Here is a 17779-nt window from a genome sequence, read left to right as displayed (position 1 = left end):
CTCCTGGGACGCGAGAGGGGGTCAGCGTCGGCCGGCGGGTGTGGGTCCGGCTCCCCGGAATCCGATGGTGGGGACCGCGCGGCGCGGCGAGGCCGGCGGGGCGCTCGTGGCCGGGGCGGTCAGGAAGCCGTAGCGGCGCAGCAGTCCGGGGTCGTCGAGCGCGCCGTGCCAGCGGACGAGGTCGGGCCAGCCGGGTGCCGCGTGGGCGCCGCCGAACCCGGCGACGGAGAGCGCGGCGCACAGGTTGGCGAAGGCGAGCCGGTCGGCGAGCGGCCAGTCGGCGAGCGTCGCGAAGACGAATCCGGCGAGGAAGACGTCGCCGGCGCCGGTCGGGTCGAGGGCGTCGACGGTCACGGCGGGTGCGGTCGCCTCGGTACCGGTGCGGGCGTCGCAGGCGACGGCGCCGTGCGCGCCCGTGGTGACGACGGCGACCGGGACGACCTCGGCGAGGGCACGGGCGGCGGCGCGGGGGCTGTCGGTGCGGGTCCAGCGGAGGGCTTCGGCGGCGTTGGGCACGAAGGCGTGGCAGTGGTCGAGTCCGTCGAGGTCGGCGAGGGTCCAGCGGCCGGTGGGGTCCCAGCCGGCGTCGGCGAGGACGAGGCTGCCGTGGCCGGCGGCGGAGCGGATCCAGGAGGTGTCCTGGCCGGGGGAGAGTCCGGTGACGCAGGCGCGGCTGCGGGGCGGGGCGGGCCGGTGGTCCTCGGCGGGGGCGTCGTGGCCGTGGGTGACGAGGGTGCGTTCGCCGTCGTAGGCGAGGGAGACGGTGACCGGGGAGTGCCAGCCGGGGGGCCTGCGGGAGCGGGAGAGGTCGACGCCTTCGCTCTCGAGGTCGGCCCAGCAGCGGTCGCCGTAGGCGTCGTCGCCGAAGGCGGCGCGCAGAGCGGTGCGCAGGCCGAGGCGGGCGAGCGCGGTCGCGGTGCTGGCGACGCCGCCGGGGCTGCACGCCATGCCCCGGGCCCAGGACTCGGCGCCGGTGACGGGGGCGCCGTCGAGGCCGGTGAAGACGATGTCCTGGAAGACGGTGCCGACGACGTAGACGTCGCAGTCGGGTTCGGGCGGTGCCATGGCGGGCTCCTTCGCCTGCGGCCGCGGGGGCGCGGCGGGGTTCGGGCGGGCCGAGGGCGCGGTGGACGTCGAGGGCGGCGGGGGCGCGGTCGAGGGTGATGAACGCGGGCCGGGTGCGCCCCGGCCGAGGAGGCGGCGTACCCCGTCCGGTGCGGTCACGGGGTCCCTCCGAGGCGTCCGGCGAGGTCCTCGCGCGCTTCGGTCCCGTAGGCGGCGGCGCAGCGGGCGAGCAGGCCGGGCAGGTCGAGCCGGTACTCCTGGGCGCCGACCGCTTCGAGGACGTGCGCGGCGACCGCGCAGCCGAGCTGGGCCGCGCGGGCCGGGGGCAGGCCGTGGCCGAGGGCGGCGAGGAACCCGGCGCGGAAGCCGTCGCCGACGCCGGTGGGGTCGCGGGGCTCGGCGACGGTGAGGGCGGCGATCTCGGTGTCGGGTTCGCCGCGCCGCCGGACGAGGACGCCCTTCTCGCCGAGGGTGGTGATCCAGGTGCCGGTGCGGGCGAGGACGTCGGCGGCGCTCCAGCCGGTCTTGTGCAGCAGCAGCCCGCTCTCGTACTCGTTGGTGAAGAGGTACGAGGAGCCGGTCACCAGGGTGCGGACGGCGTCGCCGGTGAGGCGGGCGAGCTGCTGGGAGGGGTCGGCGGCGAAGGTGAGTCCGGCGCGGCGGCACCCCTCGGTGTGCCGGAGCATGGCGTCGGGGTCGTCGGCGCCGACGAGGACGAGGCCGAGGCCGCCGGCGCGGCGGGCGACGCCGGCGATGTCGATCGTGGCGGCCTCGCTCATGGCGCCGGCGTAGAAGGAGGCGATCTGGTTGCCCGCGTCGTCCGTGACGCACTGGAAGCGTGCGGTGTGCCGGGTGCGGGAGCGGTGGACGGCGCCGGTGTCGACGCCGTGCCGGGTGAGCAGCGCGTCGTACTCGTCGAAGTCCTGGCCGACCGCGCCGACGAGGAGCGGGCGCAGGCCCAGTTGCCCCAGGCCGAAGGCGATGTTGGCGGCGACGCCGCCGCGCCGGACGTGGAGCTCGTCGACGAGGAAGGAGAGGGAGACGCGGTCCAGCCGGTCGGGGACGAGCTGGTCGGTGAAGCGGCCGGGGAAGTGGGTGAGGTGGTCGGTGGCGATCGAGCCGGTGACCGCGATGCGCACCTCACACCCCCGCTGCGGTCCGCAGGGCGGCGACCCGGTCGGTGCGCTCCCCGGTGGGGCCGGCGTGGCCCCCGGTGACGGACTCCGAGGTGAACAGGCTTTTCTTCACGGGGCGTTCGGCTCCTTGCGGTCGGTTCGCGGCACCGTGCGCAGGTCGGTTCGCAGCGTCGTTCACAGGACCACGCGCACCTTGTAGTCGCGCAGCCAGGCGTCGAGCTGGAGGGCGCGGGGCAGGACGGGCGGCGGGGTGAAGGCGCCGTTGAACCAGTCCTTGTTGTCGACCATGGCGCGCAGGGTGCCCGCGTCGAGGAGCTCCATGGCGGGCGAGGCGGGGTCGGCGACCATGGCGGAGACGGCGTCGCGCACGGACTGGAGGTAGGCGTCGCCCTTGCCGACGGGGAAGCCGCTCTTGGGCCGGTGGACGACCTCGTGGGGCAGCAGGTCCTCGACGGCGGCGCGCAGCAGGCCCTTCTCCTGGTCGCCGAGGCGTTTGACCTGCCAGGGCACGTTCCACACGTAGTCGACGAGGCGGTGGTCGCAGAACGGGACGCGCACTTCGAGACCGTTGGCCATGCTCATGCGGTCCTTGCGGTCGAGGAGGAACGGCAGGAACCGGGTGAGCTGGAGGTAGTAGACCTCGCGCATCCGCCGGTCGGTGCCGGTCTCGCCGTCGAGGCGGGGGACTTCGGCGAGGGCCTCGCGGTAGCGGTCGTCGAGGCGCGCGTGCAGGTCGAGGTGGGGTTTGAGCTGCGCGGACAGGACGGCGTTGCGGTTCTGGACGCCTGCCGACCAGGGGAAGGAGTCGGTGGGCTGCCGGGTCTCGGAGACGAACCAGGGGTAGCCGCCGAAGGCGTCGTCGGCGCCCTCGCCGGACAGGGCGACGGTGAGGTGGCGGCGGACCTCGCGGAAGAGGAGGTACAGGGAGACGTCGAGGTCGCCGACGCCGGGGATGTCGCGGGCGCGCAGGGTGGTGCGGGACTCCTCGAGGAGCGCGGCGGGCTCGACGAGGACCTCGGTGTGGGCGGTGCCGAGGTGTCCGACGACGGCTTTGACGAAGGGGGCGTCGCGGGAGTCGTGCAGGGCGTCGGCGGTGAACTCCTCCTCGCTGCCCGCGAAGTCGACGGAGTAGGTGGCGAGCGGACCGAGTCCGGCGTCGGCGAGGGCGTCCGCGCCGAGGGCGGTGATGGCACTGGAGTCGATGCCGCCGGAGAGCAGGGAGCCGAGCGGCACGTCGGCGAGGATCTGTTCGGTGACGGCGCGGCCGAGGAGTTCGCGGACCCGGGCGACGGTGGTGGGGACGTCGTCCTCGTGGGGGGCGCTGCGCACCTGCCAGTACCGGTGGTCGTGGCGTCCGGCGCGGTCGAAGCGGACGACGTGGCCGGGTCCGACCTCGCTCATGGTGCGGAACACGGCGTCGCCGGGGCGCTTGGCGGCGACGGTGAAGACGTCGACGAGCCCTTCGGCGTCGACCTCGGCGGCGACCTGCCCGCTGGCGAACAGGGCCTTGGGCTCGGAGCCGAAGATGACGCCGGTGGCGTGCTCGGCGTAGTAGAGGGGCTTCACGCCGAGCGGGTCGCGCACCAGCCACAGCGTCTGCCGGACGACGTCCCAGAGGGCGTAGGCGAACATGCCGGCGAAGCGGGTGACGGCGTCCTCGCCCCACCGGTGGTGGGCGGCGAGCAGCACCTCGGTGTCGGTGCCGGTGCGGAAGCGGTGGCCCTCGGCGGCGAGGTCGGCGCGCAGTTCGCGGAAGTTGTGGATCTCGCCGCTGAAGGAGACCACGGCGAGTTCGCGGTCGTCGTCGGCGCCGCGCAGGCTCATGGGCTGCCGGCCGTGGTCGACGTCGATGACGGCGAGTCTGCGGTGGCCGAGGCCGATGCGGGGCGCGGTCCACACGCCGGCGTCGTCGGGGCCGCGCGGTGTGAGGGTCTGTGTCATCCGGGAGAGGACGGCGACCTCGGCGGTCAGGTCGCGTTCCCAGTCCAGCCAGCCGGTGATGCCGCACATGGTCGTGGACTCCTCACTGTCCGGGGGTGGCGTCGATGTCGGCGAGGGTGGTCTCGACCACGCCCCGGATGGGGTCGGGGAGGCGGTCCCGGTTACGGGCGTCGTTGAGGTCGAGGACGCGGGAGAGCTTCCAGCCGAGGTACTGGCCGAGGGAGGCGAGCGGGGGCAGCTTCTCCACGGGCCGCAGGGCGAGTTCGTAGCCGCCGAAGAGCGGGGCGACGCGGTCGGCGGTGGCCCGGGTCCAGGCGTCGTCGACGGTGACGTCGGTGGTGGCGAGGCAGACGACGGCCCGGCCGCGGATGACGAGCATGTAGTTGAGGACGGTGGGCCCGGTGTGCTCCTCGGGCCACAGGGCGGCCTCGAAGTCGTTCTGCCGGATGCCGTTGCCCTCCAGGGCGATGAGGTCCTGGGAGCGGCCGAGGGTGCGCAGCAGCGGGGTGGCGACGCCGCACGGGCAGGGGGTGCCGGGGATCTCGACGAGGTCTCCGGTGCGGTAGCGCAGCAGGGGGCGGGCGCTCATGTCGAGGGTGGTGACGACGAGTTCGCCCCGGTCGGGGCCGCCGTCGACGAAGCGGGTGCCGGTGTCGTCGGTGAGTTCCAGGACGTAGCTCTGCGTCTGGAGGTGGAGGTTGCCCTCCTCGCAGGTGACGGCGGTGGTGCCGGTCTCGGAGGAGCCGTAGGCGGCGACGTAGGCGGTGGCGCCGGTGAGGCGTTCGAGGTGGCGGACGAAGCCGGGGCCGGTCTGTTCGGCCATCAGCAGGAGCTTGTCGAAGGCGGGGACGGGCTCGTCGTTGCGGTAGGCGAACTGGACCATCTCCAGGAGCCGGGAGGGCGGTCCGACGAAGACGTTGACGCCGAGTTCCCGGGTCAGGCGCAGGACGCGGGTGTAGTCGCCGGTGATGTTGTCGACCCAGGGCCGCAGCGAGAGGACCTGGAGGTATTCGAGGACCTTCTCGAACTGGTAGGCGGCCGGGGCGAAGGGGGCGTTGATGAGGATGAGGGCGCGGTCGGCGCGGTCGAGGATGCGGGCCCACTGCTCGCCGATGTTGATGGTGTTGACGACGAGGTCGTCGAGGGCCTTGGGCGCGGCGACGGGGTTGCCGGTGGTGCCGGAGGACTCGTAGTAGTGCAGGAACTCCGACAGGTCCCGGGTGAACGCCTTGTGGCCGCCGGTGCTGAGGCTCTGCTTGGGCAGGAACGGCAGTCGGGGCAGCAGGTCGGCGACGACGGTCTCGGGGTCGGCCTGCCGCGCCTTCTCGGCGACCGCGGTGAGGGTGTCCCGGCCGTAGAGTCCCGAGCCGAGGGCCGCTTCGACGGTCGCGGTGAACTTCCGGCCGAGTGCGGCGGGTTCCACGACGCCGGTGTGGCTGTCGCGGACGAGTCCGGCGTGGTCGCGGGCGGCGGCGCGCAGCGCTTCTTCGGCGGTGGTCTCACGGAGCAGCAGCATCGGGGTCCTTGTCGGTGGGGTGGTCGGCCGCGCGGGCCAGACTGCCGTCGAGGATGAGGTCGTGGACGGCCGCGATGTCGCCGTCCATGCGCCGGTCGCCGTCGGTGAAGGGGACGTGGGCGCGCAGCAGGCGGTGGACGCGGCGGACGGCGGGGGCGGCGTGCTCGACGCCGCGCAGGTCGAGGGCCTGGGCGCCGGCGAGGAGGGCGATCGCGGCGACCTGGCCGGTGAGTTCGTTGACGGTGCGCGCGTCCCGGGCGGCGATGGTGCCCATGCTCACCTTGTCCTGGTTGTGCGCCTCGGTGGAGCGGGAGAACACGCTCGCCGGGTTGGCGGTCTTCAGGGCTTCGGCGGTGATCGCGGACGCGGCGATCTGCATGCCCTTGAAGCCGTGGTGGAGTCCGGCCTCGCCGTCGAGGGAGGGCGGGACGAGGTTGGCGGGCAGGCCGGCGCTGAACTTGGGGTCGACGAGGAGCGCGAGCTGCCGGTCGAGGAGGTCGGCGACGCTCGCGGTGGCGACCTTGACGCTGTCCATGGCCTGGGCGACGTGTCCGGCGTAGAAGTTGCCGCCGTGGTGGGCCTGTTCGTCGTCGACGGAGAAGAGGGGGTTGTCGGTGGAGGCGTTGATCTCGGTGGTGAGCCAGCGTCCGGCCCAGTCGAGGGTGTCGTGCAGGACGCCGATGACGTGCGGGGCGCAGCGCACCGAGTAGTGGTCCTGGATGCGGCGTTCGAGGTGGCGGTGGTCGCCGGTGAGGGGGTCGGTGGCGGCGAGGATCTCCTCGTACGTCGTGGAGAGGCGGGAGCCCGCGGTGAGACGGCGCAGGCGCTCGGCGACGGCGAGCTGGCCGGGGTGCGGCTTGGCCTCGTGGAGGAACGCGGCGAAGTGGGAGGCGTTGCCGCGGAGGGCCTCGCTGACGAACGCGGTGACGATCTCGGCGGCGCCGGCGAGGGTGGCCGCGTCGTGCGCGGCGAGGACGGCGAACGCCGAGGTGAAGGAGGTGCCGTTGATGAGGGCGAGGCCCTCCTTGGCCTGGAGGGTGAGGGGGGTGAGCCCGGCCTCGGCCTGTGCCTCGGCCGCGGGCAGGGTCCGCTTGCCCCAGCGGACGTCGCCGTCGCCGAGGAGCACGGAGGCGACGTAGCACAGCGGGACGAGGTCGCCGCTGGCGCCGAGCGAGCCGCGTTCGGGGACGCGGGGCAGGAGGTCGGAGGCGAGGTGGGCCAGCAGGCTGTCGATGACCTCGGGGCGGATCCCGGAGTTGCCGCGGGCGAGGGCGTTGGCGCGGATCAGGAGGGTGGCGCGGACGACGTCGGGCGCGGCGTCGGGGCCGGTGCCGTTGAGGTGGTAGCGGATGAGGTTGCGTTGCAGGTGGGCGGCGCGCTCGGGGCTGATCTGGCTGGTGACGCTGTCCCCGAAGCCGGTGGTGACGCCGTAGACGGGTTTGCGGTCGGCGATGAGCCGGTCCCGCAGCGCCACGCTGGCCTCGGCCGCGGCGCGGGCCTCGGGACCGAGGACGGCGACCGTGGGGGCGCCGCCCTGCGGCGGGCGGGCGAGGCGGACGACGTCGGGGAGGGTGAGGGAGCGGCCGTCGAGCGGGATTTCCGCGCCGTGAGCCGGGGCGGTCACGGTCGGGGCAGTCACGGGAGAACCTCCGGCGTGATTCGATTCGGCATACACCCAGCCTCGGTGATCGGCCGCGCCCCGGGCTTCTGCCGCCCGACCAGTTCTCCACCCCGACCAAAGTCCAGGAGGTGTGGGGCTGTGGATGCGCTTGTTACAGAAATATGTCTGGCTGGAAATCATTGAAGCGCAAACGGTTATCGGGATAGCATCGGGCGGTTGCCGCCCGGTGCGCGGCCCCATGTAGTCGTCGACGCTCCATGTAGTCATCCACAGGGGGAATCATGATCGACTGCGACACGAGCAACCACATCACCACAGCCATCCACGTGGCCACTCCGAAAACCCAGTCGATCCTCACCGCCGGGATCGCCGCGGCCCTCGACTCGGCGCCGGGCATCCGCCTGGTCGGCCGGCCGCGACCCGGGCCGGACGGGCGCGACGCCCGGCCGCAGGCCGACGTCCTGCTCGCCGAGGACCGACCCCACTTAGCACCCGAGGACGTGCTGGCGGCCGTGAGCCCGCGCCGGGTCGCGGCCCCCGCCCGGCAGCCGGCCGGGGTGGTGCTGGTCATGCGCGACCCGCTGATCGAGCGGATCGTCGCCTATCTCCAGCTCGGCGTGCGCGCCTTCGTCTGCCACGACGCACCGCTGGACGACCTGGTGGGCGCGGTGCAGTCGACCGCGCGGGACGAGGTCTTCCTGCCGCACGGCATCGCGGTCCGCATCATCGACGGCATCCTGCCGCACCTGCCGTTCTTCACCCCCGGAACCGCCTCGCCGCTGGAGCGCCTCACCGCCCGCGAGCGGGAGATCTTCTCCCACATCACGGCGGGACGCTCCAACGCGGAGATAGCCGAGGCCTGTTGCCTGAGCCAGAAGACGGTCAAGTTCCACGTTTCCAACATCCTGCGGAAACTCGGGGTGAAGAGCCGCCTGCAGGCGGTCGCCCACGCCCGCCAGACCCTCGAGAACGCGGCGTGAGACATCCCTGGGAACGGGCCGCCGGGGCCCGCCGCCGCGGCGGCTCCGGTACCCCCCTCACCCCGCCCCCGGAAGGGCCGACTCGTTCACGGGAGGGACCAGTTCGACCTATGATTCGATTATTAGCGAACATTGGAATATTGGCTTCTAGATCCGGAGCGCCTTCATGACCACGGATCCGCGCAGGTCACCCGGCCTCTCCCGGCTCCCGTCGCTGACGGGCCTGCGCTTCGTCGCCGTTCTGTTCGTCTTCGCCTTCCACGCCTCCCTGGAGGCCCCCTTCGCCGACGCCGGCCTCCGGAAGAACTACGCGGACGCCGTGGCCAACGCCGGCTGGCTCGGCGTGAGCTTCTTCTTCGTCCTCAGCGGCTTCGTCCTGACCTGGTCCGCCCGCCCGCAGGACACCGCGCCCGCCTTCTGGCGCCGACGCGCCGCCAAGGTCTACCCGCTGCACGTCGTCACCTGGGCCGCCGCCCTGCTCCTGCTGGCCGCCGCCGGCACCCCCGCCACCGCCTACCAGGCGGTCCCCAACCTCCTCCTGGTGCACACCTGGTTCCCCGACCGCGCGGTCTTCTCGAACCTCAACGACGTCAGCTGGTCGCTGTCCTGCGAGGTCTTCTTCTACCTCCTCTTCCCGTTCCTGCTGCGCCTCGTACGGCGCGTCGACCCCGCCCGCCTGTGGGTGTGGGCGCTGGTCACGGCCCTGCTCGTCCCGCTGCTCCCGGTCGTCTCGGAGCTGCTGCCGTCCACCCCGCCGCTGCCGTTCGGCTCCGGCTCCGTCCGGCAGTTCTGGTTCGTCTACGTCCTTCCGGTGGGCCGCCTGCTCGAATTCCTCCTCGGCGTCCTGCTGGCCCGCATCCTGCTGTCCGGCCGCAGGATCCCGGTCCCCGTGCTGCCCGCCGCCGCACTGGTCCTCATCGCGTACGCCGTCTCGTTGCGGCTGCCCTTCCTGTACGGCCTGACCAGCGTGACCGTGCTCCCCCTCGGCCTGCTCATCGCGGCCGTCGCCCAGCGCGACGCACGGGGCGAGGGATCGCTGCTCGCCCACCCGGCCGCCGTCCGCCTCGGCGAGTGGTCCTTCGCCTTCTACCTCGTCCACCGGCTGCTCCTCCAGCACGGCCACCGTCTGCTCGGCTCCGGCCGCGCCTGGTCCGCACCGAGCGCGATCGGTCTGCTCGTGGCCGCGTTCGCGCTGTCCCTGCTGCTGTCGTGGGCCCTGCACGTCCTGGTCGAACGCCCCGCGATGCGCCGCTTCGGCCGCTCCCGGTCCGCACCCGCGCCCCTCCCGGCTCCCCCGGCCTCGAAGGCCACGTCCACCCCGACCGTCTGAAAGGGAACCGCCGCCATGGCCGACGACACGCTCCCCCAGTACCCGTTCCCCCTCGGTCCGCTCGGCGAGCCCCCCGAGGAGTACTCCGAGCTGCGCGCCAAGTGCCCGGTCACCCGCGTGAGGCTGCCCAGCGGCGACACCGCGTGGATGGTGACCGGCTACGACGAGGTGGTCGCCGCGATGTCCGACCGCCGCCTGTCGCGGGCCGCGCTGCGCGACCCCGGGGCCGTGCGCACCGTCAGCGGGGAGGACTTCTCGGACAACCCCTACAACCTCCTCAACCAGGAGGGCCCCGACCACTCCCGGCTGCGCCGGCTGATCTCCCCCGCCTTCACCCCGCGCAAGGCCGAGCTGTGGCGGGCCAGGATCGTCGAGATCGCCGACGAACTGATCGACCGGCTGATCGAAGGCCCGCGCCCGGCGGACCTGCACCACGACTTCGCGGCCGTGCTGCCGGTCTGGGTCATCTGCGAGATGGTCGGCGCCCCCGTCGAGGACCGCGAGAAGCTCCAGACCTGGACCGACCGGCTGGTCAGCATCACCGCGCACACCCCCGAGGAACGGCTCTCCGCGCGCGAGGAGTCCGCCGCGTACGTCGCGGGACTCGTCGCCAGACACCGCGAGCAGCCCGGCGACGATCTGCTGAGCACCCTGATCAGCGCCCGGGACGACGACGACCGGCTCAACGAGCGCGAGCTGGTGTGGCTCGGCATCAACCTGCTGGTCGCGGGCCACGACACCACCGTCAGCGCCATCTCGCGCGCCCTGTTCCAGCTGCTGCGCCACCCCGAGCAGTGGCAGCGCCTCGTCGACGAGCCCGAACTGCTGCCGGGCGCCACCGAGGAACTGCTGCGCTACGCGCCCCCGTCCGAGATCGGCTTCATGCGGATCGCCACCGAGGAGGTGGAGCTGGCGGGCACCAAGGTCGCCAAGGGCGAAGGCGTCATCCCGGTGATGCACGCGGCCGGCCGGGACGTGCGCCACGTCTCCGACCCCGAGACGCTGGATCTCGCCCGTACCGACGTCGCCCACCTCGCCTTCGGGCAGGGCCACCACTACTGCCCGGGAGCCGGGGTCGCGCGCGTGGAGCTCCAGGCCGCGTTCGGCACGCTCGCCCGGCGGCTGCCCTCGCTGCGGCTCGCCGTGGCGCCGGAGCAGGTGGAGTGGCTGGGCGGACTGCTGACCCTGCGCCCGAGGGCGCTGCCCGTGGAGTGGTGACGGCCGCGAGGCGGTGACCGGACGGGTCGGGGCGCGGATCGGGCGTGCCCCGGCCCGCCGTGCTCGCGGCCCGCGCCGGCTCCGGTTCCGTCCGCGGATCCTGGCGCGCCGGCACCCCGTGAACCTTCCGGTATGTGTCGGTCACATGAACCCGTTACAGTTGGTTCAAGGAAAGTAGTGGGAAAAACATTCTTGGCTCGTCCTACGGCGTCCAGGATGTGCTAGGGACGAGGGAGCCGATGACCACCAACCCGCCGCGTACCCGCCGCACCTCACCGAGCCGGGATGTCGAGGACACCGCCCGCCAGCGGTACTTCGCCACACTGGCCATGGCGCGTCCGGACATCGCCCTGTGCCGGGCCACCACGGTCGTGGCGCGGGCCGTCGACGCCGAGTTCACGGAGTACAACGTCACGGCGGCCCAGCACCTGGTGCTGAAGATGCTGAGCGATGTGGGCCCGTGTTCGCAACAGGAGCTGAGCGAGCAGCTGCGCATCGACCGCAGTGTCATGGTGGGCTGCATCGACGGCCTGGAGGACTCGGGGCTCGTCCGCCGCGAGCGGCACCCCAAGGACCGCCGGGCCAACGCGATCACGCTGACCCCGGAGGGTCTGGTGGCGCTCGCCGAGGTGGAGAGCGGCGTGCCGCAGCTCCTGGACCACGCGTTCCAGGCCCTCACCCCGGCCGAGCGCAAGACCCTGGCCCGGCTGGTGGCGAAGATCCTCGACGTGAAGTGAGCCGGGCCGGCTCAGGAGCGGGGCGCCAGCGCCCGCAGCGCGCGGGCCATGCCCTCGGGTCCGGCGCCGAACTCGGGGGCGGGGACGACGGCGAGCAGCGGCGTGGTCACCCCGGCGTCCCGGTAGCGCGCGATGTGTTCCCTGCACTCCTGCGGGTCGCCGTGGACGAGGAGTTCGTCCACCAGCCACTCCGGTACGGCCGCTCCGGCGCCCCGGAAGTCGCCCGCCGCCCAGGCGCGGTGCGTGGCGGCGAGCTCGTCGCCCCGGCCGAGCCAGTCGTGGAACGCGGAGTAGGTGCGGGCGTTGAGGATCCCGGCCAGCATCGCGCGGCCCTGCTCGCGGGCGTACGCGGTGTCCCGGGTGGGGCAGACGAAGAGCCGCGCCACGACCTCCTTGGCCTTGCCCTCGGGTCCCATCGCGTCGATCACGCGTGGCACGTCGTCCACCGTGAGGAAGTTGGTGACGAGCCCGTCCGTCTCGCGTCCGGCCAGCCGCAGCATCCGCGGTCCGAGGGCGCCGATCATCACCGGGGGCGCGGGCCGGGGCGCGGAGGCGAGCCGGAACCCCTCGATGTCGTAGGAGTCGAAGCGCCCGGAGACGAACTCTCCCGCCAGCGCGGCCCGCAGGAAGCGCACGGTGTCCTGCACCCGGCGGTACGGCCGTTCGAAGGGGATGCCGTTGATGCGGGTGACGAACGGGGGGCCGGAGGAGCCGACGCCGACGACGACCCGGCCGGGCGCGGCCTCGGCGAGCGTGGCGACGGTCATGGCGAGCAGCGCGGGGCCGCGCGTCTGCACCGGCACCACCCCCGTGCCCAGCCGTAGCCCCGGCGCCCAGGCGGCGGCGAGCGCGAGCGGGGTGAACCCGTCGTACCCGGCGGCCTCGCCGGTCCAGGCGTCGGTGTAGCCGAGGTCGGGCAACTCCTCCAGGACCGGCCGGAGCTCGGACAGCGGGACGGTGCCGAGCGGGATCGTCACTCCGTAGCGGTCCAACGTCTCTCCTCGGCAACTGACGTGTCGGGCAAGTGAATTCGATGGTTCGCAAAACATCAAACTATGGGCCCTCCCCGATCACGTCAAGACCGTCCCGCACGACGCTCGGCACGGTCGCCGGGGCGGACGGCGCCGACGACCCGGACGTGCTGCGCCACGGTGGCCCGCCGCACGTCCGGCGGGGTGCGCGCCGTCCCCGCCGGGGTCGTCCCCGCGCCCCTTCCGCCCGGAGGCACGCGCGCCGGCCGGGGTCCCCCCTCGGACCCTCACCCGCCGCCCGGCCGGGCAGAGCGCCTCGTCCGGCTGCGCCGGGCGGCGCGGTCCGCGCTTCGCCCGGTGGCCCGGGCGCCCCACCGGGCCCGCGGAAGGCCGCCGACGAGCGCGCGCCCGCGGTGACACGGCGCCGTCGGGCGCACCCGCCGTGGCGCACAGGAGTGAACGGTGCGCCGGAAACCCCCGCCGCCGGGCAGGAATCAGCGCATCCGCACCGAGCGGTTCCGCGGAAGCACCGGTGTACAGGTGTCCGAGAGGGAGAAAGGGTTGCGCATGCCTGGATCGAGGCCGGCGGTGGCCGAACCGGCCGAACTCGTCGACCAGCCGCTCACCGCTCCCGGCGCCGACAGGGCCGTCGAGACGGTGCTCGAGGAGGTCCTCGACGCACAGCTGTCGCGGGCCCGTGAGGTGGACCCGGTGTTCGCCCGCGACGTGGCCGGCCGCGTCACCGCCTTCGTCCGGCGCGGCGGCAAGCGACTGCGCACCGCGTTCGCGTGGTGCGGATGGCGGGCCGCGGGCGGCTCGGGCGACGCCACGGCCGTCCTGCGCACCGGAGCCGCCCTGGAGCTCGTCCAGGCCTGTGCCCTGACGCACGACGACGTCATGGACGGGTCCGCGCTGCGCAGGGGCGGGCCGGCGATGCACGTGGACCTGGCCCGGATGCACCGGGCCGCGGGGATGACCGGCTCACCGCGGTCGTTCGCGACCTCCGTCGCGGTGCTGGCCGGCGACCTGGCCCTGGCGTGGGCGGACGACCTGCTGACGGAGACGGCGCTCGGCTCGCCGCACGGCCCGCGGCTGTACCAGGAGTGGCGGGCGATGCGCGGCGAGATGGTCGCCGGACAGTACCGCGACATCCACGCGCAGGCGACCGGCGCGTCCGGCGTCGACGAGGCGCTGGCCATCGCCACGCTGAAGAGCGCCCTGTACACGGTCGAGCGGCCCCTGGCCCTGGGCGCGTCGCTGGCCGGCGCCGACGCGTGCACGACCGCCGCGCTGCGCCGCGCCGGCCGGTGCGCGGGGCTGGCCTTCCAGCTCCGCGACGACCTCCTCGGGGTCTTCGGCGAACCGGCGCTGACCGGCAAACCCGTCGGCGACGACCTGCGGACCCGCAAGCTCACCTACCTGCTCGCCGTCGCCCTGCGGCTCGCCGGCGCCTCCGGGGACGAGGAGGCCGTCGCGGCGCTCTCCCCCGGCGCCGCCCCCCGGTCGGACGACGCCGTGGAGCGGATGCGGGCGGCCCTGGAGCGGACCGGGGCCCGCCCGCTGGTCGAGTCGAAGATCGCTGAGCTGGCCGCCGGCAGCGTGCGGCACTTCGCGCGGACCGGCGCGGCTCCCGCCGTACGGCGGGAGTTCGCCTCGCTCGTCGAACGGGCGTCGGGCGTCCGCGCGGACCGCGCGAAGGAGGACGCGTGAGGACGGTGGCCGGGCCGACCGACCATGTCGTCGTGGTCGGCGCCGGCCTGTCCGGTCTCGCCTGTGCCCTCCACCTGCTGGGCGCCGGCCGCCGGGTCACGGTCGTCGAACGGGACGACGGTCCGGGCGGCCGGGCCGGCACGGTCCGGCTCGGCGGCTACCGGCTGGACACCGGTCCCACGGTCCTGACCATGCCGCACCTGGCCGACGAGGCGTTCGCGGCCGTCGGCGACAGCCTCGCCCGGCGCGTCGAGCTGGTGGCCCTGCACCCCGCCTACCGGGCGTGCTTCGCGGACGGCACCTCGCTCGACGTGCACACCGACGGCGAGGCGATGGAGGCGGAGGTGCGGCGCTTCGCCGGTCCGGCCCAGGCCGCGGGCTACCGCGAGCTGCGCAGCTGGCTGGAGCGGCTGTACCGGGCGCAGATGCGCCGCTTCATCGACGCCAACTTCGACTCGCCCCTGCAGCTGCTGCACCCGGACCTGGCGCGGCTGGCGGCGCTGGGCGGCTTCGGTCGGCTCGACGACCGCATCGGCCGCTTCCTCTCCGACCCGCGCCTGCGCCGTGTCTTCTCCTTCCAGGCCCTGTACGCCGGGGTCGCCCCCGCCCGGGCCCTCGCGGCCTACGCGGTGATCGCCTACATGGACACGGTGGCCGGCGTCTGGTTCCCCAAGGGCGGGATGCACGCGCTGCCCCGCGCCATGGCGGACGCGGCGTCCGGCGCCGGCGCCGAGCTGCGCTGGTCGGCCGAGGTGAGCGCGCTGGAGCGCTCGGCCGGCCGGGTGCGGGCCGTACGGCTGGCGTCGGGCGAGCGGATCGCCTGCGACGCGGTCGTGCTGACGTGCGACCTGCCGGCCGCCCACCGGCTCCTGGGGCGGGCCCCCCGGCGCCCCGTGCCGCTGCGCCACTCGCCGTCGGCGGTGGTCCTGCACGCCGGCACCGACCGCACCTGGCCCGCCCTCGCGCACCACACCCTGTCCTTCGGGACGGCCTGGGAGGACACGTTCGACGAGCTGACCCGCACGGGGGCGCTGATGAGCGACCCGTCGCTGCTGATCACCCGCCCGACGGCCCACGACACCACCCTGGCGCCGCCGGGCCGCCACCTGCACTACGTCCTGGCCCCCTGTCCGAACACCACCGTCGGGCCGTCCGCGGCCGCCTGGCGGGACCTGGGCCCCCGCTACCGCGACCGCCTCGTCGCCGAGCTGGAACGGCGGGGCCTCGACGGGTTCGCGGACAGCGTCGAGACCGAGTTGCTGGTGACCCCGCTGGACTGGGCGGCACGAGGTCACGCGGCGGGCACCCCCTTCTCGGTCTCCCACACGTTCGCCCAGACCGGGCCCTTCCGCCCCCGCAACCTGGTCCGGGGGCTGGAGAACGCCGTGCTGGCCGGCTGCGGGACCACCCCGGGCGTCGGCGTCCCGACGGTGCTCATCAGCGGCAAACTCGCCGCCGCCCGGATCACCGGCGGCCGCGCCCCCCGCCGGCGGCCGGCGCCGGCCGCCGCCCGTGCCGCGTCCACCCCGGCCGGGGCAGGTGCCGATGACCCGTCGTGAACTGGACGCCGCCCGGATCACCGATCCCGCGCTGCGCGCCGCCTACGCCCTGTGCCGGCGGCTCAACGCCCGCCACGGCCGGACCTACTTCCTGGCCACCCGGCTGCTGCCCCTGGAACGCCGCTCGGCCGTGCACGCCCTGTACGGCTTCGCCCGCTGGGCGGACGACATCGTCGACGACCTCGGCCGGCGCGGCGCGCCCGGCGAGCGCGACCGGCTGCTGAAACGCCTGGAGGACGACCTCGCGCACGGGCTGCGCACGGGCGGCGGGGAGGAACCCGTGGTCCGCGCCGTGGCCGACACCGCCGACCGGTACGGCATCGAGCCCGCGCTGTTCGCCGACTTCCTGGCCTCGATGCGCGCCGACCTGACCGTCACCGACTATCCGACCTACGCCGACCTGCGGGCCTACATGCACGGTTCGGCGGCGGTGATCGGCCTGCAGATGCTGCCGGTCCTCGGGACGGTCGTGCCCCGCGCGGAGGCGGCGCCGTGCGCGGCGGCCCTCGGGGTGGCCTTCCAGCTCACCAACTTCCTGCGGGACGTGGGCGAGGACCTGGACCGCGGCCGGATCTACCTCCCCGCGGACCTGCTCGCCGCCCACGGCGTGGACCGGCCCCTGCTGGAGTGGAGCCGCCGCACCGGACGCCGCGACCCGCGGATCCGCGCGGCGCTCGTCGCCGCCGAGGCCATGACCAGGGACGTGTACCGCGCGGCGGAGCCGGGCGTCGCCATGCTCGACCCGCGGGTGCGGCCCTGCATCCGCACCGCGTTCCTGCTGTACGGCGGCATCCTCGACGCGATCGCGCACGACGACTACGCGGTGCTGCACCGCCGCGCGGTGGTCCCCCGCGGCCGGCGGGCGGCCACGGCGGCGGCCGGAGTCGCGCAGGTCGTGGCCGCCCGGTGGCGTGCCCGCCGTCTGCCCGCCGATCCCGTCCCGGACGGCGCGGCGCTCGAACCGAAGGGAGCCGGACGGTGAGCGGACGTGCGGACGGGGCGCGCTGGACACCGCCGCTGCGGCGGCGGCGCCGCGGCCCCCGGTGGGCGGCGCAGGAGCCGACCTGGCGGCAGGCGCGGCCGGCGCTCGTCGCCGACGCCCTGAAGCGGGCCGTCGCGCGTCCCTCCGGCAACTGGTTCGTCGTCGGCGCCTCCCGGGACGTCCGCACCGGCACGCGCCCGTACGGCAGGACCGTGGGCGGCGTCGAGGTCGTGCTGTGGCGCTCGGGGGACGGGGAACTGCGCGCGGGTCCGGGCGCCTGCCCGCACCTCGGCGCCCCCCTGCGCGAGAGCCGGGTGGTGTGCGGCACGCTGGTGTGCCACTGGCACGGGCTGGCGCTGGACGGCGACGCGCCGGCCGCCGGCTGGAGTCCGTACCCCGTCCACGACGACGGGGTCCTGGTGTGGGTGCGGCTGGACGCGGTCGGCGGCGAGGCGCCCTCGGAGCGCCCCGTGGTGCCGGCGCGTCCGGCGGCGGGCAGCGGGGTGGACGCCGTGTTCACGGCGGTGGGGCGGTGCGAGCCGCAGGACGTCGTCGCCAACCGGCTCGACCCGTGGCACGGCTCGTGGTTCCACCCGTACTCGTTCGTCGACCTGACGGTGGCGCGGGAGCCGCGCGGCGAGGACGACGACGCCTTCGTCGTCGACGTCTCCTTCCGGGCGACGAGGCGTCTGGTGGTGCCGGTGCGGGCCGAGTTCACCGCTCCGGAGCCGCGCACGGTCGTCATGCGCATCACCGACGGCGAGGGGGTGACGTCCGTGGTGGAGACGCACGCCACGCCGCTGACCGGTGAGGCGTCGCGGCAGCCCCGGACCGCCGTGGTCGAGGCGGTCGTCGCCACGTCGGACCGGCGCGGCTTCGCGGTGGCCCGGGCCGCCGCCCCGGTGCTGCGCCCGCTGATGCGGCGTACGGCGGGACGCCTGTGGCGCGACGACCTCGCCTACGCCGAACGCCGCTGGGCGCTGCGCAGCACCGGACGGTTCCCCGGCTGAGCG

General features: G+C 74.6%; 14 protein-coding genes. 8 read left to right on the top strand and 6 right to left on the bottom strand.

The features are described 5' to 3' along the window. Nucleotides 1-21: 21 nt before the first annotated feature. From ACH4F6_RS04055 to hutH, 5 genes are all read right to left on the bottom strand, one after another. Nucleotides 22-1065: a carbohydrate kinase family protein gene (locus tag ACH4F6_RS04055; RefSeq protein ID WP_397958306.1), complete on the bottom strand. Its 1044-nt coding sequence runs from the start codon at nucleotides 1063-1065 to the stop codon at nucleotides 22-24. A gap of 155 nt (nucleotides 1066-1220) precedes the next feature. Continuing rightward, the gene (locus ACH4F6_RS04050; protein ID WP_397958305.1) at nucleotides 1221-2204 is read right to left on the bottom strand and encodes a carbohydrate kinase family protein; all 984 of its coding nucleotides are present in this window, start codon (nucleotides 2202-2204) and stop codon (nucleotides 1221-1223) included. 171 nt (nucleotides 2205-2375) lie between these two features. After that, nucleotides 2376-4211 (bottom strand): asparagine synthase (glutamine-hydrolyzing), encoded by a 1836-nt coding sequence (gene asnB, locus ACH4F6_RS04045; RefSeq protein ID WP_397958304.1) that lies wholly within the window; start codon nucleotides 4209-4211, stop codon nucleotides 2376-2378. A 13-nt stretch (nucleotides 4212-4224) separates the two neighbouring features. Continuing rightward, a complete protein-coding gene (locus ACH4F6_RS04040) occupies nucleotides 4225-5658 on the bottom strand; it encodes a phenylacetate--CoA ligase family protein (protein WP_397958303.1) in 1434 nt (477 codons plus the stop codon). After that, nucleotides 5642-7297, bottom strand: coding sequence for a histidine ammonia-lyase (gene hutH, locus ACH4F6_RS04035; protein WP_397958302.1), 1656 nt, complete (start codon nucleotides 7295-7297; stop codon nucleotides 5642-5644). The genes ACH4F6_RS04040 and hutH overlap by 17 nt, the downstream gene beginning before the upstream one ends. A gap of 263 nt (nucleotides 7298-7560) precedes the next feature. On the opposite strand from hutH, the gene ACH4F6_RS04030 reads away from it, so the two are divergent. The 4 genes from ACH4F6_RS04030 to ACH4F6_RS04015 all read left to right on the top strand — a co-directional run bounded on the left by ACH4F6_RS04030 (nucleotide 7561) and on the right by ACH4F6_RS04015 (nucleotide 11544). Further along, a complete protein-coding gene (locus ACH4F6_RS04030) occupies nucleotides 7561-8259 on the top strand; it encodes a LuxR C-terminal-related transcriptional regulator (RefSeq protein WP_397958301.1) in 699 nt (232 codons plus the stop codon). A 166-nt stretch (nucleotides 8260-8425) separates the two neighbouring features. Next, a complete protein-coding gene (locus ACH4F6_RS04025; RefSeq protein ID WP_397958300.1) occupies nucleotides 8426-9589 on the top strand; it encodes an acyltransferase family protein in 1164 nt (387 codons plus the stop codon). A gap of 15 nt (nucleotides 9590-9604) precedes the next feature. Beyond that, nucleotides 9605-10807 carry a cytochrome P450 gene (locus ACH4F6_RS04020; protein ID WP_397958299.1) on the top strand — a complete coding sequence of 401 codons (1203 nt, stop codon included), beginning with the start codon at nucleotides 9605-9607 and terminating at the stop codon, nucleotides 10805-10807. A 239-nt stretch (nucleotides 10808-11046) separates the two neighbouring features. Continuing rightward, nucleotides 11047-11544, top strand: a complete 498-nt coding sequence (locus ACH4F6_RS04015) for a MarR family winged helix-turn-helix transcriptional regulator (protein ID WP_397958298.1) — start codon at nucleotides 11047-11049, stop codon at nucleotides 11542-11544. An 11-nt stretch (nucleotides 11545-11555) separates the two neighbouring features. On the opposite strand, the gene ACH4F6_RS04010 is transcribed toward ACH4F6_RS04015, so the two are convergent. Then, nucleotides 11556-12536, bottom strand: coding sequence for an LLM class F420-dependent oxidoreductase (locus ACH4F6_RS04010; RefSeq protein WP_397958297.1), 981 nt, complete (start codon nucleotides 12534-12536; stop codon nucleotides 11556-11558). Between the two features lie 546 nt (nucleotides 12537-13082). On the opposite strand from ACH4F6_RS04010, the gene ACH4F6_RS04005 reads away from it, so the two are divergent. From ACH4F6_RS04005 to ACH4F6_RS03990, 4 genes are read left to right on the top strand one after another with little or no spacing between them, the layout of a single operon-like run. Next, nucleotides 13083-14225, top strand: coding sequence for a polyprenyl synthetase family protein (locus tag ACH4F6_RS04005; RefSeq protein WP_397958296.1), 1143 nt, complete (start codon nucleotides 13083-13085; stop codon nucleotides 14223-14225). Further along, nucleotides 14222-15784, top strand: a complete 1563-nt coding sequence (locus tag ACH4F6_RS04000; RefSeq protein WP_397958295.1) for a phytoene desaturase — start codon at nucleotides 14222-14224, stop codon at nucleotides 15782-15784. The genes ACH4F6_RS04005 and ACH4F6_RS04000 overlap by 4 nt, the downstream gene beginning before the upstream one ends. Then, nucleotides 15771-16766, top strand: coding sequence for a phytoene/squalene synthase family protein (locus ACH4F6_RS03995; protein ID WP_397958294.1), 996 nt, complete (start codon nucleotides 15771-15773; stop codon nucleotides 16764-16766). The genes ACH4F6_RS04000 and ACH4F6_RS03995 overlap by 14 nt, the downstream gene beginning before the upstream one ends. Continuing rightward, nucleotides 16763-17776, top strand: a complete 1014-nt coding sequence (locus ACH4F6_RS03990; RefSeq protein WP_397958293.1) for a DUF5914 domain-containing protein — start codon at nucleotides 16763-16765, stop codon at nucleotides 17774-17776. The genes ACH4F6_RS03995 and ACH4F6_RS03990 overlap by 4 nt, the downstream gene beginning before the upstream one ends. Nucleotides 17777-17779: the final 3 nt, after the last annotated feature.

Origin of the sequence: Streptomyces sp. NPDC017936 (genome assembly GCF_044328485.1) — a bacterium.
Classification (GTDB): Bacteria; Actinomycetota; Actinomycetes; order Streptomycetales; family Streptomycetaceae; genus Streptomyces.
The sequence above is the reverse complement of the archived record's forward strand: the minus strand, read 5'-3'. Positions and strand labels throughout refer to the sequence as shown.

Coding starts and splice junctions, on each gene's coding strand:
- ACH4F6_RS04055 (WP_397958306.1), bottom strand. CDS start 1,065: ATGGCACCGCCCGAACCCGACTGCGACGTCTACGTCGTCGGCACCGTC.
- asnB (WP_397958304.1), bottom strand. CDS start 4,211: ATGTGCGGCATCACCGGCTGGCTGGACTGGGAACGCGACCTGACCGCC.
- ACH4F6_RS04040 (WP_397958303.1), bottom strand. CDS start 5,658: ATGCTGCTGCTCCGTGAGACCACCGCCGAAGAAGCGCTGCGCGCCGCC.
- ACH4F6_RS04030 (WP_397958301.1), top strand. CDS start 7,561: ATGATCGACTGCGACACGAGCAACCACATCACCACAGCCATCCACGTG.
- ACH4F6_RS04025 (WP_397958300.1), top strand. CDS start 8,426: ATGACCACGGATCCGCGCAGGTCACCCGGCCTCTCCCGGCTCCCGTCG.
- ACH4F6_RS04020 (WP_397958299.1), top strand. CDS start 9,605: ATGGCCGACGACACGCTCCCCCAGTACCCGTTCCCCCTCGGTCCGCTC.
- ACH4F6_RS04015 (WP_397958298.1), top strand. CDS start 11,047: ATGACCACCAACCCGCCGCGTACCCGCCGCACCTCACCGAGCCGGGAT.
- ACH4F6_RS04005 (WP_397958296.1), top strand. CDS start 13,083: ATGCCTGGATCGAGGCCGGCGGTGGCCGAACCGGCCGAACTCGTCGAC.
- ACH4F6_RS03995 (WP_397958294.1), top strand. CDS start 15,771: ATGACCCGTCGTGAACTGGACGCCGCCCGGATCACCGATCCCGCGCTG.